Raw genomic sequence first — 14,673 nt, forward strand, 5'->3', positions numbered from 1 at the left:
AAACCGTCCCCCGGTTTTGAACCAGTTTAGCGGTTCTGGCCCGGCACCCACAACACGTCTCCCGCTCCCTTACTGTTCTGGAAGCGGCTGGCAACGAACAGGAAATCCGACAGCCGGTTCATATACTGGATGCCAGCCTGATTGACCGGCTCGTCGGGTTGGGCGGCGAGTTCCACCATCATCCGTTCCGCGCGGCGACATATCGTCCGGGCGAGATGCAGATAGGCAGAGGCAGGCGTGCCGCCGGGCAGCACGAACGAGGTTAGCGGCGCGAGCAGGTCGTTCAGGCTGTCGATATCGCGCTCGAGCCGCTCGACCTGGCTTGCCAGCATCCGCAGACGTTCGGCCTTGCCCTCGCGTTCGGGCACCGCGAGGTCGGCGCCGAGATCGAACAGATCGTTCTGGATCCGGCCCAGCATCGCATCGACCTCGGGGCTGCCGGCAAGGTGCAGCCGCACCACGCCGATCGCGGCATTGGTCTCGTCGACAGTGCCATAGGCGGCAATGCGCAGATCGTATTTCGGCCGCCTCTCGCCGGAGCCGAGCGCGGTGGTGCCGTCATCGCCGGTGCGCGTGTAGATCCGATTGAGAACAACCATGGCAGGCTCCGGTGTTCGATGTTCGAGTCCACCACTCCGATCGGGAGAGGTGGAGAATAGCCCGACAAATCTACCTCACCTAGCGCCCCATCGCCCAGACCGCGAGCATCGCGATGACAATGGCGACGAACTGCAGCAGCACGCGCAGCCGCATCAGCTTTTGCGACGTGTTCGGCGAGCCGCCCTTCATCATGTTGATGAGGCCGAGCAGGAGCACCAGCGCGACGGCGCCGACGGCGATGGGAAGAATGATCGTGCTGAGGAGAGATGTCATTTGCGGTACATAACACCGCAGGACGCGGACTTCCACACAGCCCGGCCATGCAACCAACTGGCTTTTCAGCGCGTAATATCAGATGCTGGGTCGGTTCTCGGGCCGAGCGGTTTTCGACAATGCCGGGTGGAATGTGAAGCAGCTTCGTTACGTCACCCACGTCGTGATGGATGCCTTTTACACGTTCCTCGCCGACGACGGCTGGGCGATCGCGAGCCACATCGCGCTGTCGACGCTGATGGCGCTGTTTCCGTTCCTGATCGTGCTGACCTCGGTGGCCGGCTTCTTCGGCTCCAAGCAACTCGCCGACCAGGCGGTCGGGCTGATGCTGCAGGTCTGGCCGCGGCAGGTCGCCGAGGCGCTGTCCGGCCAGATCCACGACGTGCTGACCAACACCCGCGGCGATATCCTGACCATCGGCGCGGTGCTCGCGGTCTACTTCGCCTCCAACGGCGTCGAGGCGCTGCGGGTGGCGCTGAACCGTGCCTACGCCGTGATCGAGCCGCGGCGCTGGTACTGGCTGCGGCTGGAGTCGATCGGCTACACGCTGGTCGCGGCGTTCACCTCGCTCGCGATGGCTTTCCTGATCGTGCTCGGACCGCTGATCATCGAGGCGGCGCGGCGCTATATCCCGTTCTTCGTCGAATCGAACGAGAGCCTGCTCAACACCGCCCGTTACGGCGTCACGATCCTGGCGCTGGTCGTCGCGCTTTTCATCCTGCACGCCTGGCTGCCGGCGGGCCGTCGCAGCTTCACGCAAATCCTGCCCGGCATCATCTTCACCATGGTGGCCTCGCTGCTCTCGGGCATCGGCTTCGGCATGTACCTCGCACGCTTCGCCAACAACTACGTCACGATGTATGCGGGGCTGGCCTCGGTGGTGATCGCACTGGTGTTCCTGTATTTCATCGCCGCGATCTTCGTGTTCGGCGGCGAGTTGAACGCGGCGATCATCAAGTCGCGGTTGCCACACGGCGTGTCGCTTCATGCAGCGCAGTCGCGAGCGCCCGCGGGGACACAGGCTTGACCAGGAAGCCGTCTGCGCCGGCAGCGCGCGCCGCGGCTTCGTCCTCGGCCCGGCCGGAAATCCCGACAATCATGATGCGACCGTGCGGCGGCGGCAGCGCGCGGATGCGTTTGATCGCCTCGATGCCGCCGATGCCGGGCAGCACCATGTCCATCAGCACGGCGTCGAAGGCGCCCTGCGCGAGCCGGTCGGGCGCGGCCTCGCCCTGACCGACGAATTCGGCGTGGTGGCCGAGCTCGGTCAGGATCGTGTTGAGCACGACGCGGCCGAACGGATTGTCCTCGACACTGAGCAGCCGCAGCCCTTGCGACAGCAGCGCCGCCGCGCTCTCGCCGGAGGCGGTGCCGGCCGGCCCTTCGGCGGGCGCCAGTTCCACCTTGAGCGTGAAGGTGGTGCCCCCGCCGGCGCGCCGGTCCGCGACGATGTCGCCGCCCATGGCGCGCGCGAGCTGCCTGACGGACGACAGGCCGAGCCCGGCGCCGCCGAACCGCGCGGCGATCGAGACGTTGGCCTGCGAGAACGGCCGGAACAGGCGCTTCACCTCCGATAGCGTCAGGCCGATCCCGCTGTCGGAGATCGCGAACGCGACGCCGATCTTGTCGCCCGACCTTGCCTTGACCATGCCCACCGGCACGATACGCAGCTCGATGCTACCCTGCTCGGTGAACTTCACCGCGTTGTCGATCAGATTTTCCAGCGCCGCGCGCAGACGGACGGGATCGCCGACCGCGAAGGCAGGCAACTGGTCGGAGACCTCGACGGAAGCCTGCAGCCCCTTGGCCGCCGCGCGGCCGGCGAGCGAATCCGCTGCGTGACGCGCCAGCGTGCGCAGGTCGAAGAAATCCTGCCGGATCTCGAGCCCCGGCCCCTCGCTCCGGGCGGCGTCGACGAACAGGGTCGCAAGGCTCGCCAGATGTTCGGCGCCGGCCTTGATGGTGTCGACCCAGCGCCGCTCGCGCTCGCCGAGATCGGATGTCGCGAGCAGATTGCTGATCGCAAGGATTCCGGTGAGCGGCGTCCGCACCTCATGGGCAAAGGCGGCAAGCGCGGCATCGACCATGCCGGGACCGGCCTTCGGGGCCGGCTTGGGCACGGCCCGCTTGCGGCGCGGCCTGGCCGCCACCTTGGCGGCGCGGGCCTTGGCAGTTCGTGTTTTGGCAGTTCGTGTCTTGGCAGCACGCGGTTTGGCGGCGCGCGCCTTCGGCGGCGTCCTTTTGGATGGCCGCTTGCTGCGCCGTGCGCGCGATTTTGACGCCATGGTCTCCGTGATCCCCACCCCGGTCAACAACATGGCATGCCAGGCGTGCCGGAGTCACGGCGACGTTTACGGCGCGCCCGCGCAAAACGCCATCATGCGATCAATTGGCCAGAATCTACGGCAAGCCGACCAGGCGGCGGATATCGGCCGGGCTCGCCCCAGCCGCCCGCAATTCGCGCAGTCCGGTCGCCTGGGTCGATTTCGACAGCTTTTGGCCGGCCGCGTCTCGGATCAGCCGGTGGTGCCGGTAGTTTGGCGCGGGCAGGCCGAGCAGTTCCTGCAACAGCCGATGCACGCTGGTCGACCAGAACAGGTCAACGCCCCTGACGACATCGGTAACGGCCCTGCAGGGCGTCATCGATCACGACCGAGAGATGGTAGCTGGTTGGGGTCTCCTTGCGCGCCAGGATCACGTCGCCCCAGGCCTCAGGCCGGGCCACGACGTCTCCGCTCTCGCCAGCCGGCCCCTCGCCCGCTTCCAGCCAACGCAGCTCACCGGCGCGCGCGCGGGCTGAGGCCATGTCGAGCCGCAACGCGAACGGCACACCCTGCCCGATCAGCCGGTCGCGCGCCGCGGCCGACAGCGATTTGGCCAGCCCCGGATAAAGCGGCGCGCCGTCCGGATCGCGCGGCCACGCGCCGCCGGCCTCGCGCTCCGCGACCAGCCGCGCGATCTCGGCCCGGCTTTCGAAGCTCGGGTAGACCAGCCGCTGGGCCGACAGGCGGTCGAGCGCCGCGCCATAGGCGCCGAAATGCTCGGACTGCCGCCGCACCGGGGTCTCCCAGGCGATGCCGAGCCAGGCCAGATCCTCATAAATCGCCTGCTCGAATTCCGGCCGGCAGCGCGTCGCGTCGATGTCCTCGATCCGCAGCAGCAAGCGTCCGCCCGACTGCCGCGCGAGGTCGTGGTTGAGCAGCGCCGAATAGGCGTGGCCGAGATGCAGGTAGCCGTTCGGACTCGGCGCGAAGCGGAAAACGGGTGGCATGGTGATCGGTCACGCGTCATTGCCGGACTTGCCCCGGCGACTCTGGTTCATGCGCCCGGACAAGACTCTGTTACGATAGGAGATCGATGCGCGGGTCAAGCCCGCGCCTGACAAGCCGATGCAGACCCCGCAAATGCTGATTCACCTCGAAACCCAGGCCGACCTCGACGACGCGATCCATAAACTTGTCGAGCAGGACCGCCGCCTGCGCCCGATCCTGGAGCTGACCGGCATGCCGGCGATCCGGCAGCGCGAGCCCGGATTTGCCGGGCTTGCCGCGATCATCTGCGGCCAGCAGCTCTCGACCGCGAGTGCGGCGGCGATCTGGGGGCGCGTCAGCACGGCGTTCGACCCGTTCCACCATGACGCGATCCGCAAGGCGCGGGCCGACCGGCTCGGCCGGCTCGGGCTGTCGGCGGCCAAGATCAAGACGCTGAAGCACATCGCGCGCGAGCTCGCCGAGGAGCGGCTGAACCTCGACGTCCTTGCCAATGAGGAGGCCGATGCGGCGCACAACACGCTGACGGCGCTGCCCGGGATCGGCCCGTGGACCGCCGATGTCTATCTGCTGTTCTGCCTCGGCCATGGCGATGCCTGGCCCGCGGGCGACCTCGCCGTGCAGGAAGCGGTCAAGGTCGGGCTCGGCTTGAAGGAGCGGCCGACGCCGAAGCAGATGGCGCCGCTTGCGGAGCCGTGGCGTCCGCTGCGCGGCGCCGCAGCGCATCTGTGGTGGGCATATTATCGCGTGCTCAGAAATCGCGAGGGCGTGATCGCCGGTGCAAAGTAGTCGTGGAGAAAAACACACCAACTGCGTGATCGCGTGATATAGAATCAGCAGAGATATAGTTTTTCAATTTGCCGGCCTCGCCCATTTTGCACGCGCAGCACGTCCTTATTGCAAGGAGACGGACCTGATTTCTTTCCGTATCCCGCTGACGCTTCTCTCGTTATCCCTGGGCGCGATCGCCGCGGCGTGGTGGTGGCTCGGCATCCCGGTCGACCTGCCGCGCGCGCCGATCGATCCGAACGACAAGGTGCAATGCATCTCGTACGCGCCGTTCCGTAACAATCAGACATCGCTTTCGCCGGCGACGCAGGTCTCGCCGGAACAGATCGCGGAAGACCTCGCGCAACTCGCGAAGATATCCGACTGCATCCGCACCTATGCGACCGATCTTGGTCTCGATCAGATTCCCGCACTCGCGGCCAAGGCGGGGCTGAAGGTCATCCAGGGCATCTTCCTCGATCGAGACCGCAAGAAGAATGCAACGCAGGTCGCCACCGCGATCCGCCTCGCCCAGGAATATCCGGAAACCATCATCGCGCTCGTGGTCGGCAACGAAGTCTTGCTACGCAAGGAAATGTCGGCTTCCGACCTTGCCGCCACGATCCGCTCGATCAAGGCGCAGGTCTCCGTGCCCGTCACCTATGCCGACGTCTGGGAATTCTGGCTGAGCAATCGCGAGCTTTCCGACGCCGTCGACTTCGTCACGGTTCACATCCTGCCCTATTGGGAAAATGTTCCAATCCGGGCGGAAGATGCCGCCGCTCACGCCGACGAGATGCGCCGGCAGATCGCCGCGGCTTTTCCAGGCAAGGAAATCTTTATCGGAGAAATCGGCTGGCCCAGCGAGGGGCGCATGCGCGAGTCCGCGCTGCCGTCCCGCATCAATCAGGCGCGAGTGGTTTCGGAGGTCCTCGACCTTGCCCGGCGCCAGCATTTCCGCGTCAACCTGTTCGAGGCCTATGATGAAGGCTGGAAGCGGGAGATCGAGGGCACGGTCGGCGGCTCCTGGGGCCTGTTCGATTCCGAGCAGCGCATGCCGAAATATCCGCCGGGCCAACCGGTCAGCAATTTTCCGCTCTGGAAGCTGCAAATGGTCAGCGGAATGGGCCTGGCGATCCTCGTCTTCGGCGCGGCATGGCTGACCTTACGCCGCAAGCCGAGAAAGCCCGCATTCGCGTCGTGGCTTGCAGTCGCGCTATCGGCGACCACGGCTGGCATCCTGTTTGGCGTCGCCGAGCAGAGATTGGTCTATGAAAGCTACGGAACGGGAGGCTGGCTTGTGTGGGGCTCGCTGCTGGTGGCGGCCACGGCTTCGCCGGTGTTGAGCGCCGACGCCCTGATGTCGGGCCGCGCACCGCCCAGCTTTTTCGAAGTGTTGGGTCCGAAGGGTCACCACACTGAATCGGTGCTGGCAACCCTGCACGGACTGGCCTTGATGATCACCGTCGTGATCGGCACGGCGACCGCAATCGGTCTCGTGTTCGACCCGCGCTTCATTGATTTCCCTTTCGCGCCTCTCACCATGGCGGCGGTGCCCTTTGCGGCCGTGACGCTGCTCAATCCTCCCACGAAGGGAATCCGCCCACTGGCGGAGTCGATCTTTGCCGGCATTTTCATTGCAACGGCGATCTACACAGGATTCAACGAAGGGGCGGAGAACTGGCAGTCGCTGTGGACCTGCGCGGCCTTTGTCCTGCTCGCGGTGACGCTGTTGCGGGCGCGTGCTTGACAACGCGACCTAGAGCGTTTCCCGTTCCGATGGAATCGGAACGGCGCTCTAGATTCTTGTTTTGACGCGTTTTCTTCACGCGAACCGGTATCCACTTCGCTCGAAAACGCTCTAGCCGCGCAGCCTGACGCGATCCTCGCGCGCGCAGTCGGTGACGAAGCCGATGACGGCGCGCACCGCGGGAAGCTCGACCAGATCGGGATGGGCGAGCAGCCAGAGATCGGAAAGGCTCGAGAGCTTTTGCGGCGCGACCCGCACCAGATCGGGGTAGTCGGCCCCGACCAGGCAGGACAGCGCGCAAATCCCGAGCCCGGCCCGCGCCGCCGCGAGCATGTCGCCCTGCGATGAACAGCGCATCACCAGCGTGCCCTGTCGGGTGATGACGTCGCTCCAGCGCGCCAGATGCGCGTTCGAGGCCTGGTCGGCAAAGCCGATCACATGGTGGCCCCGCCACTCGTCCCGCCGCTCCGGCAGCTTGCGGCCTGCCGCATAGTCGCGGGAAGCGTAGAAGCCGGTGCCGAGCCGCCCGATCTTGCGCCCGATCAGGTTCTCCTCGCCCGCATCGACCGGCCGTAGCACCACGTCGGCCTCGCGGCGGCGCACGCTGGCCGGGAACGGATGGGTGATGATCTCGAGCTGGATGTTGGGGTGATCGCGCAGGAACGGGCCGAGGCGCGGCATCAGCCAGTGCGCGGCCAGCGTCGCGCCGATCGACAGCTTCACGACACCGCGCGCCTGCCCACCGGTGGCGGACGCGGCCGCCTCCGCGCGCAAGGCCGCCGCGGCCATCGCTTCGGCGTGCTCGCGGAATTTGCGGCCATGCGACGTCAGCGACAGGCCGTCATTGGAACGCGCGAACAGGCGGGTGCCGAGTTGCTGCTCGAGCGCCGCGACGTTGCGGCCGACGGTGGGATGGCTGATGCGCAGCCGCCGTGCCGCCCCGGCAAGGCTGCGTGTCTCCGCCACCGCGACGAATGTCTTGCAAAGCTCCCAGTCCATGCCGCTCCCCTTCTTGCGACATCGTTCATTTCTGGTCGATCCGATGTTCAATATTGAACGTCATGACCGAGCCGTCCAGCCTTATATTGCCGCGCCAAGAGCGCCACCGCTCCAGCCATCACAATAAATCGCGATCCGCCCCGGCTGCCGGCCGGGCGACGCGCATGGAGGATCCGAAAATGACGCTGCCCGTTTCGCTCGCCAACAGGCTTGAACTGCCGGTCGTCGGCTCCCCGCTGTTCATCGTCTCGGGGCCCGAGCTCGTGATCGCGCAGTGCAAGGCCGGCATCGTCGGCTCGTTCCCGGCGCTGAACGCCCGCCCGGCCGAAAAGCTCGACGAATGGCTGACCCAGATCGAGAACGAGCTCGGCGAGTACCAGGCGCTGCATCCGGAAAAGAAGGTCGCACCCTACGCCGTCAACCAGATCTGCCACGCCTCCAACGACCGGCTGATGCGCGACATGGAAACCTGCGTGAAGCACAAGGTACCCGTGATCATCACCTCGCTGCGCCCGCCGTCCGAGATCGTCGAGGCCGCGCACTCCTATGGCGGCGTGGTGTTCCACGACGTCATCAATGTAAAGCACGCGCGCAAGGCCGCCGAGCAGGGCGTCGACGGCCTGATCCTGGTCTGCGCCGGCGCGGGCGGCCACGCCGGCACGCTGTCGCCGTTCGCGCTGGTGCGCGAGGTCAAGCAATGGTTCAAGGGCACGATCCTGCTGTCGGGCGCGATCTCCGACGGCTGGAGCATCGCATCCGCGCTCGCGCTCGGCGCCGACCTCGCCTATATCGGCACCCGCTTCATCGCGACCGCGGAAGCCAACGCGGATATCAGGTACAAGCAGGCGCTGACCGAATACGCCGCGCACGACATCATCTATTCGAACCTGTTCACCGGCGTGCACGGCAACTATCTCGGACCGTCGATCGCGGCGGCAGGCCTCGATCCGGGCAACCTGCCGGTCGCCGACAAATCCAGCATGAACTTCGGCTCCGGCGGCAACATGAAGGCCAAGGCTTGGCGCGACATCTGGGGCTCGGGCCAGGGCATCGGCCAGATCACCGACGCCCCACCGGTCGCCGAACTGGTGGCGCGGCTCAAGTCCGAGTTCGCCGCGGCGCGCAGCGACTTTCTGCGCACCAGCGCCTGACGCTGTTTCACAAAGTCCGGGAGTGAACCATGAAACGAGCGCAACACGCGCTTGCAGCCGCGCTTGCGGTCTGCGCGATCGCCGGCACGGCCGCCGCCGACAACGGCAACGAAGCGATCCGAATCGGCCAGACGCTGCCCTATAGCGGACCGGTCTCCGGCTTCGGCACCATCGGCCGCGCCCAGGAAGCGTTTTTCGCGAAGGTTAACGCGGAGGGCGGCATCAACGGCCGGCAGGTGAAATTCATCACGTTGGACGACGCCTATTCGCCGCCGAAGACCGTCGAGCAGACCCGCAAGCTGGTGGAGCAGGAGGAGGTGCTGATGATGTTCGGCTCGCTCGGAACCGCCACCAACAACGCCGTGCACCGCTATCTCAACAGCAAGAAGATCCCGCAATTGTTCGTGCTGAGCGGCGCGACCAAATGGGCCGACCCGAAGACCTATCCGTGGACCATGCCAGGCATGGCGTCCTACGAATCTGAGGGCGTGGTCTATGCCAAATATGTGCTGCAGGCCAAGCCCGACGCAAAGATCGCGATCCTTGCGCAGAACAACGATTTCGGCCGCGACTATGTCGCCGGCTTCAAGCGTGCGCTCGGCGGCAAGGCCGCGAGCATGATCGTCGCGGAAGCGAGCTACGAGACCTCAGCGCCCACCATCAGCTCGCAGCTCGCGACCCTGAAGGCGTCCGGTGCCGATGTGCTGTTCGGTGTCGTGCTCGGCAAGTTCACGCCGCAGATGATCAAGGGCGTGGCCGAGATCGGCTGGAAGCCGGACCTGTTCTTCGTGCCGACCTCCGCGTCGTCGATCTCGTTCCTGGAGCCCGCCGGGCTCGAGAACGCGGTCGGCCTGATCTCGTCCAGCAACCAGAAGGACACGATGGATGCGCAATGGGCCGATGATCCCGCCGTGAAGGACTATCTTGCCTTCATGAAGCAGTACCTGCCCAATGCGGACCTCAGCAACTCGAACTACTCGGCGGGCTATCATTATGCGACACTGCTGATGGCCGTGCTGAAGGCCTGCAAGAACGATTTCAGCCGCGAAAACATCATGCGCCAGGCGGCGTCATTGCGCGACGTTCCGCTGCCGCTATTGTTGCCGGGCATGACGGTATCGACCGGGCCGGACGACTACCTGCCGTTCCAGCAGTTGCGGCTGCGCCGGTTCAACGGCAAGAGCTGGATCAGCTTCGGCGAGATCCTGGACGATCGCTAGAAGACGAGGCGCGACATGATCATCAGCGGCGAAAGACAGATCAGCTACGGCGACATTCACGCCCGCATCGCGCGGGCGGCCAGCGGCTTCCGGGCGCTCGGCGTGCAGGGCGGCAAGCCGGTCGGCATGATGCTGCGCAACGATTTCGCGCTGTTCGAGGTGGTCGCGGCTTCGGCCGCGCTCGGCAGCCCGGTGGTGCCGATCAACTGGCATCTGAAGGCCGACGAGGTCGCCTACATCCTGTCCGACAGCGGCGCCGACACGCTGGTCTGCCACGCCGATCTGCTGCCGCAGATCCGCGACGGGCTACCGCCGGCAATCAAGCTGCTCGTGGTGACGACGCCGCCGGAGATTGCCGCGGCCTATGGCGTGGCGCCGGCGCTCACCCGCGTGCCCGACGGCATGACCGACTGGGACGTCTGGCGCGAGACGCATCAACCGCTGACCGACGCGCCGATCGGCGCGGCGCCGATGTTCTACACGTCGGGCACTACCGGACTGCCGAAGGGCGTCAAGCGCAAGCCGATGCGGCTCGAGCAGCAGGCGGCGGCCGCGCCGCGTCGGCGCCATCACCTATGGCGTCAAGCCGAACGAGGATCAGGTGATCCTGATGAACGGTCCGATGTATCATTCGGCGCCGCACTCCTACGGAATGCTCGCGTTCCGCAACGGCTGCAAGATCGTGCTTGAGCCGCGCTTCGATCCGGAAGATCTGCTGCAACTGATCGAGCGCCACCATGTCACCCACATGCATATGGTGCCGACCATGTTCGTGCGGCTGCTGCGCCTGCCCGAGGAGACGCGGCGCCGCCACGACCTGTCGTCGCTGCGCTTCATCGTCCACGGCGCGGCGCCCTGCCCTGTCGACGTCAAGCGCGCGATGATCGAGTGGTGGGGACCGGTCATCAACGAATATCTCGGCTCGACCGAGACCGGCATCCCGGTCTGGCATTCGTCAGCCGAAGCGCTGGCCAAGCCCGGCACCGTCGGCCGCGCGATCGAAGGCGGCATCGTCAAGATCTTCCGGCCCGACGGGACGCAATGCGACGTCGGCGAGCCCGGCGAGATCTTCATGCGTCAGACGTTGATCTCGGACTTCGACTATCACGGCAACGCCAAGGCGCGCGCCGAGGCCGATCACGACGGACTGATCAGCGTCGGCGATGTCGGCTATCTCGACGCGGACGGCTATCTGTTCCTGTGCGACCGCAAGCGCGACATGGTGATCTCGGGCGGCGTCAACATCTATCCCGCCGAGATCGAGAATGCCCTTATCGGCATGGCAGGCGTCCGCGACTGCGCGGTGTTCGGCGTTCCCGACGACGAATACGGCGAGCGGCTGTTCGCCTGCGTCGAGCCGGAAGCAGGCATCACGCTTTCGGTTGCGGCGATCCAGGATTTCCTGCGCGACAAGCTCGCCAATTTCAAGGTGCCGAAGGATATCCGCTTCATGGACGCGCTGCCGCGGGAAGCCACCGGCAAGATCTTCAAGCGCAAGCTGCGCGACCTCTACCGCGAAGGACAGCTCGGCTGAACGATCTGACGGCGAAGCGAACGGCGTTTGAAACTTAGTTGCTGTTGCAAACGGCCGGCAATCGACGCAACGATGCCGGCACATCCTGAGCCCGCATCACCGCCATGAACTCGACCGACTTCATCGTCATCCGCAACGATCTGCAGCAGTGCAAGGTGATCGAGACGCAGTTGCCCGATGCCGCGGCGCTGCCGGCCGATGCGCTGCTGGTGAAGGTGACCCGCTTCGCCTTCACCGCCAACAACATCACCTACGCCGTGATCGGCGAGCAGCTGAAATACTGGCAGCTGTTCCGGGCGCCCGAAGGCTACGGCATCATCCCGGTGTGGGGCTTCGGCGAGGTGCTGGTATCGAAACATCCGATGATCGCAGCCGGCGAAACGCTGTTCGGCTATTTCCCGATGGCGACCCATCTGGTGATCGAGGCTACCGACGTCAGCAAGCGCGGCCTGCGCGACGGCGCCGCGCACCGGCAGGAGGTCTCGCCGGTCTACAACGCTTACGCCCGCGTCTCCGGCGATCCGACCTATGCCGGCCGGCAGGGCGATTTCCGCGCGCTGCTGCTGCCGCTGTTCATGCTGTCCTTCCTAGTCGACGACTTCCTGGCCGAGAATGCGTTCTACGGCGCACGCCGCGTCATCCTGTCGTCGGCCTCGAGCAAGACCGCGTTCGGCCTCGCCCATCTCGTGCACAAGCAGGGTATCTCCGTGATCGGGCTGACCTCCAAGGGCAATGTCGATTTCGTCAGCTCGCTCGGTTGCTATGACGAGGTCGTCACCTATGACCAGGTTGCCGCGATCCCGGCGGCCGAGCCGACAGCCTATGTCGACATGGCCGGCAACAGCGCGCTGCGCGAAAGTCTGCACCGGCACTTCGGCACGCAGATGGTCTATTCCGGCCGGGTCGGGCTCACGCATCGCGCGAGCGAGCCGGAGGGAGCCGACGCTGCCCGGCGCCAACCCGGTGTGGTTCTTCGCCCCGGACCAGATCCGCAAGCGCGCCAAGGAATGGGGTCCGGGCGGCATCGACCAGCGTTTTGGCGTCGCCTGGGCGGAGCTCGTGCCGCATCTGCCCATTTGGCTCGACGTCGTCGAGCGGCGCGGCCCGGCCGCGGTGCGCGAGGCCTATCTCGATACCCTGCAAGGCCGCGTTCCACCGGATCAAGGCCTGATCCTGTCGCTGGCCGAATAGGCGCTATCTCGTCGCGCCCTTTCTGCACGCCTTCGAATGGGTATAGGCTTCGCGGAAAGGGAACGCCGCCAAGAAAATATCAGCAAGGCGGCCGATGGCGAGAAACGCTCAATGCTCGACAAGACGGACGATATTTCGGTCGCCGCCGACAATTGGCTTGTGCAGTTCGAAGATGCGCTGGCGAGCCCGGACGATGTGCTGCTGAAGCCACTGTTCCATCCCGACAGCTACTGGCGCGACGTGCTGGCGCTGAGCTGGAACATCCAGACCGTCAACCGGGCCTTCGCAATCATCGAGGAGCTGCCGGCGCATGCGCGTCGCAGCGCGCCGCATGACTTCCGCATCGATGCCGAGCGCGCGGCGCCGCGCCGCGTGACGCGCGCCGGCACCCATGCGATCGAGGCGATCTTCAAATTCGAGACGGCGGTCGGCCGCGGCCATGGCATCGTGCGGCTGATCCCCGATGCCGCCGACGACGATCGCCTGAAGGCCTGGACCTTGCTGACGGCGCTCGAGGAGCTGAAGGGTTTTGAGGAGCAGCAGGGCCACACCAGGCCGCGCGGGCAGTCCTATTCGCGCGACTTCCGCGGCCCCAACTGGCTCGACCTGCGCAAGGCATCCGCCGAATATGCCGACCGCAACCCTGATGTGCTGGTGGTCGGCGGCGGACAGGCCGGGCTTGCGATCGCCGCGCGGCTGCAGCAGCTCAAGATCGACGCGCTGATCGTCGACCGCGAAGCACGCGTCGGCGACAATTGGCGCAAGCGCTATCACGCGCTGACCCTGCACAACCAGGTACAGGTCAATCACCTGCCCTACATGCCATTCCCGCCGAACTGGCCGACCTACATCCCGAAGGACAAGCTCGCCAACTGGTTCGAAGCCTACGTCGACGCCATGGAGCTGAACTTCTGGACCGGCACGGAATTTGTCGGCGGCAGCTATGACGACGCAACGGGGCGTTGGACCGTCGAGCTGCGCCGCGCCGACGGCACGACACGGACAATGCAGCCGCGCCATGTCGTGATGGCGACCGGCGTCAGCGGCATTCCCAATCTGCCCGACATCCCCGGTTTGAAAGATTTTGGCGGCAAGGTGATGCATTCCAGCCGCTACGAGGACGGCGAGAACTGGACCGGCAAGCGCGCGCTGGTGATCGGCACCGGCAACAGCGGCCACGACATCGCGCAGGACCTGCATTCCTCGGGCGCCGAGGTCACGCTGGTACAGCGCTCCTCGACGCTGATCACCAATATCGAGCCGTCGGCGCAGCTGGCCTATGCCGCCTACAATGAAGGTACGCTCGAGGACAACGATTTGATCGCGACCTCGATGCCGCTTGTGCTCGCCAAGCGCAGCCATGTGCTGATGACCGAGCAGTCGAAAGAGCTCGACAAGCCGCTGCTCGACGGCCTCGCGCGCAAGGGCTTCAAGCTCGATTTCGGCGATGGCGGCACCGGCTGGCAGTTCAAATACCTGACCCGCGGCGGCGGCTACTACTTCAACGTCGGCTGCTCCGATCTGGTCGCGAGCGGTGCGGTCGCGCTGCGGCAATTCGCCGACATCGACACCTTCGTGAGCGAGGGCGCGCGGCTGAAGAACGGCGAGATCGTTGCCGCCGACCTGATCGTGCTCGCGACCGGCTACCGGCCGCAGGAAGAGCTGGTCAAGAAACTGTTCGGCGAGGCGATGGCCGCGCGCGTCGGCCCGATCTGGGGCTTTGGCGACGGCCAGGAACTGCGCAACATGTACACCCGCACGCCGCAGCCCGGCCTGTGGTTCATCGCCGGCAGCCTCGCGCAATGCCGCATCAACTCGCGCTATCTCGCATTGCAGATCAAGGCGATCGAGGAAGGCCTGTTGCCGCGCGACGTCGGGCCACGGGCGGATTTTTCCTAACCCCACCATCGTCATTCCG

Annotated in this window: 10 protein-coding genes and 3 pseudogenes; 8 read left to right on the plus strand and 5 right to left on the minus strand. The window is 65.8% G+C overall.

Going from position 1 to position 14,673, the window contains the following annotated elements; genetic code table 11:
* Positions 1 to 26: 26 nt before the first annotated feature.
* Together ACVMDN_RS32960 and ACVMDN_RS32965 are read right to left on the minus strand one after the other, a co-directional pair.
* Positions 27 to 599: a cob(I)yrinic acid a,c-diamide adenosyltransferase gene (locus ACVMDN_RS32960; protein WP_076827419.1), complete on the minus strand. Its 573-nt coding sequence runs from the start codon at positions 597 to 599 to the stop codon at positions 27 to 29.
* Between the two features lie 79 nt (positions 600 to 678).
* Positions 679 to 873 (minus strand): twin transmembrane helix small protein, encoded by a 195-nt coding sequence (locus ACVMDN_RS32965; RefSeq protein WP_028340366.1) that lies wholly within the window; start codon positions 871 to 873, stop codon positions 679 to 681.
* A 166-nt stretch (positions 874 to 1,039) separates the two neighbouring features.
* Here ACVMDN_RS32965 and ACVMDN_RS32970 point away from each other — a divergent pair, with 166 nt between their 5' ends.
* Positions 1,040 to 1,900 carry a YihY/virulence factor BrkB family protein gene (locus tag ACVMDN_RS32970; protein WP_371852129.1) on the plus strand — a complete coding sequence of 287 codons (861 nt, stop codon included), beginning with the start codon at positions 1,040 to 1,042 and terminating at the stop codon, positions 1,898 to 1,900.
* Here ACVMDN_RS32970 and ACVMDN_RS32975 read toward each other — a convergent pair.
* Together ACVMDN_RS32975 and gluQRS are read right to left on the minus strand one after the other, a co-directional pair.
* Positions 1,827 to 3,158 carry an ATP-binding protein gene (locus ACVMDN_RS32975; protein WP_076827504.1) on the minus strand — a complete coding sequence of 444 codons (1,332 nt, stop codon included), beginning with the start codon at positions 3,156 to 3,158 and terminating at the stop codon, positions 1,827 to 1,829. The two genes, ACVMDN_RS32970 and ACVMDN_RS32975, sit on opposite strands and share 74 nt — an antisense overlap.
* Positions 3,159 to 3,273: 115 nt before the next feature.
* Positions 3,274 to 4,144: pseudogene (gene gluQRS / locus ACVMDN_RS32980) on the minus strand (tRNA glutamyl-Q(34) synthetase GluQRS).
* A gap of 133 nt (positions 4,145 to 4,277) precedes the next feature.
* Between gluQRS and ACVMDN_RS32985 the strand changes: the two are divergent.
* Both ACVMDN_RS32985 and ACVMDN_RS32990 read left to right on the plus strand, forming a co-directional pair.
* A complete protein-coding gene (locus tag ACVMDN_RS32985; protein ID WP_076827500.1) occupies positions 4,278 to 4,931 on the plus strand; it encodes a DNA-3-methyladenine glycosylase family protein in 654 nt (217 codons plus the stop codon).
* A gap of 166 nt (positions 4,932 to 5,097) precedes the next feature.
* Complete coding sequence (locus ACVMDN_RS32990) at positions 5,098 to 6,660, plus strand: glycoside hydrolase family 17 protein (RefSeq protein WP_076827415.1); 1,563 nt, start codon at positions 5,098 to 5,100, stop codon at positions 6,658 to 6,660.
* 111 nt (positions 6,661 to 6,771) lie between these two features.
* Here ACVMDN_RS32990 and ACVMDN_RS32995 read toward each other — a convergent pair whose 3' ends face one another.
* A complete protein-coding gene (locus tag ACVMDN_RS32995) occupies positions 6,772 to 7,659 on the minus strand; it encodes a LysR family transcriptional regulator (RefSeq protein WP_141340062.1) in 888 nt (295 codons plus the stop codon).
* 179 nt (positions 7,660 to 7,838) lie between these two features.
* On the opposite strand from ACVMDN_RS32995, the gene ACVMDN_RS33000 reads away from it, so the two are divergent.
* The 5 genes and pseudogenes from ACVMDN_RS33000 to ACVMDN_RS33020 all read left to right on the plus strand — a co-directional run bounded on the left by ACVMDN_RS33000 (position 7,839) and on the right by ACVMDN_RS33020 (position 14,654).
* Positions 7,839 to 8,810, plus strand: coding sequence for an NAD(P)H-dependent flavin oxidoreductase (locus tag ACVMDN_RS33000; protein WP_076827499.1), 972 nt, complete (start codon positions 7,839 to 7,841; stop codon positions 8,808 to 8,810).
* Between the two features lie 29 nt (positions 8,811 to 8,839).
* Positions 8,840 to 10,030: an ABC transporter substrate-binding protein gene (locus ACVMDN_RS33005; RefSeq protein WP_076827411.1), complete on the plus strand. Its 1,191-nt coding sequence runs from the start codon at positions 8,840 to 8,842 to the stop codon at positions 10,028 to 10,030.
* Between the two features lie 15 nt (positions 10,031 to 10,045).
* A pseudogene (locus tag ACVMDN_RS33010) lies at positions 10,046 to 11,564 on the plus strand (acyl-CoA synthetase).
* A gap of 257 nt (positions 11,565 to 11,821) precedes the next feature.
* A pseudogene (locus ACVMDN_RS33015) lies at positions 11,822 to 12,755 on the plus strand (DUF2855 family protein).
* Between the two features lie 111 nt (positions 12,756 to 12,866).
* On the plus strand, positions 12,867 to 14,654 hold the full coding sequence (locus tag ACVMDN_RS33020) for a flavin-containing monooxygenase (protein WP_076827408.1): 1,788 nt from the start codon (positions 12,867 to 12,869) through the stop codon (positions 14,652 to 14,654).
* The last annotated feature ends 19 nt before the right edge of the window (positions 14,655 to 14,673 follow it).

The sequence above is a fragment of the Bradyrhizobium sp. USDA 4510 genome, assembly GCF_054059095.1.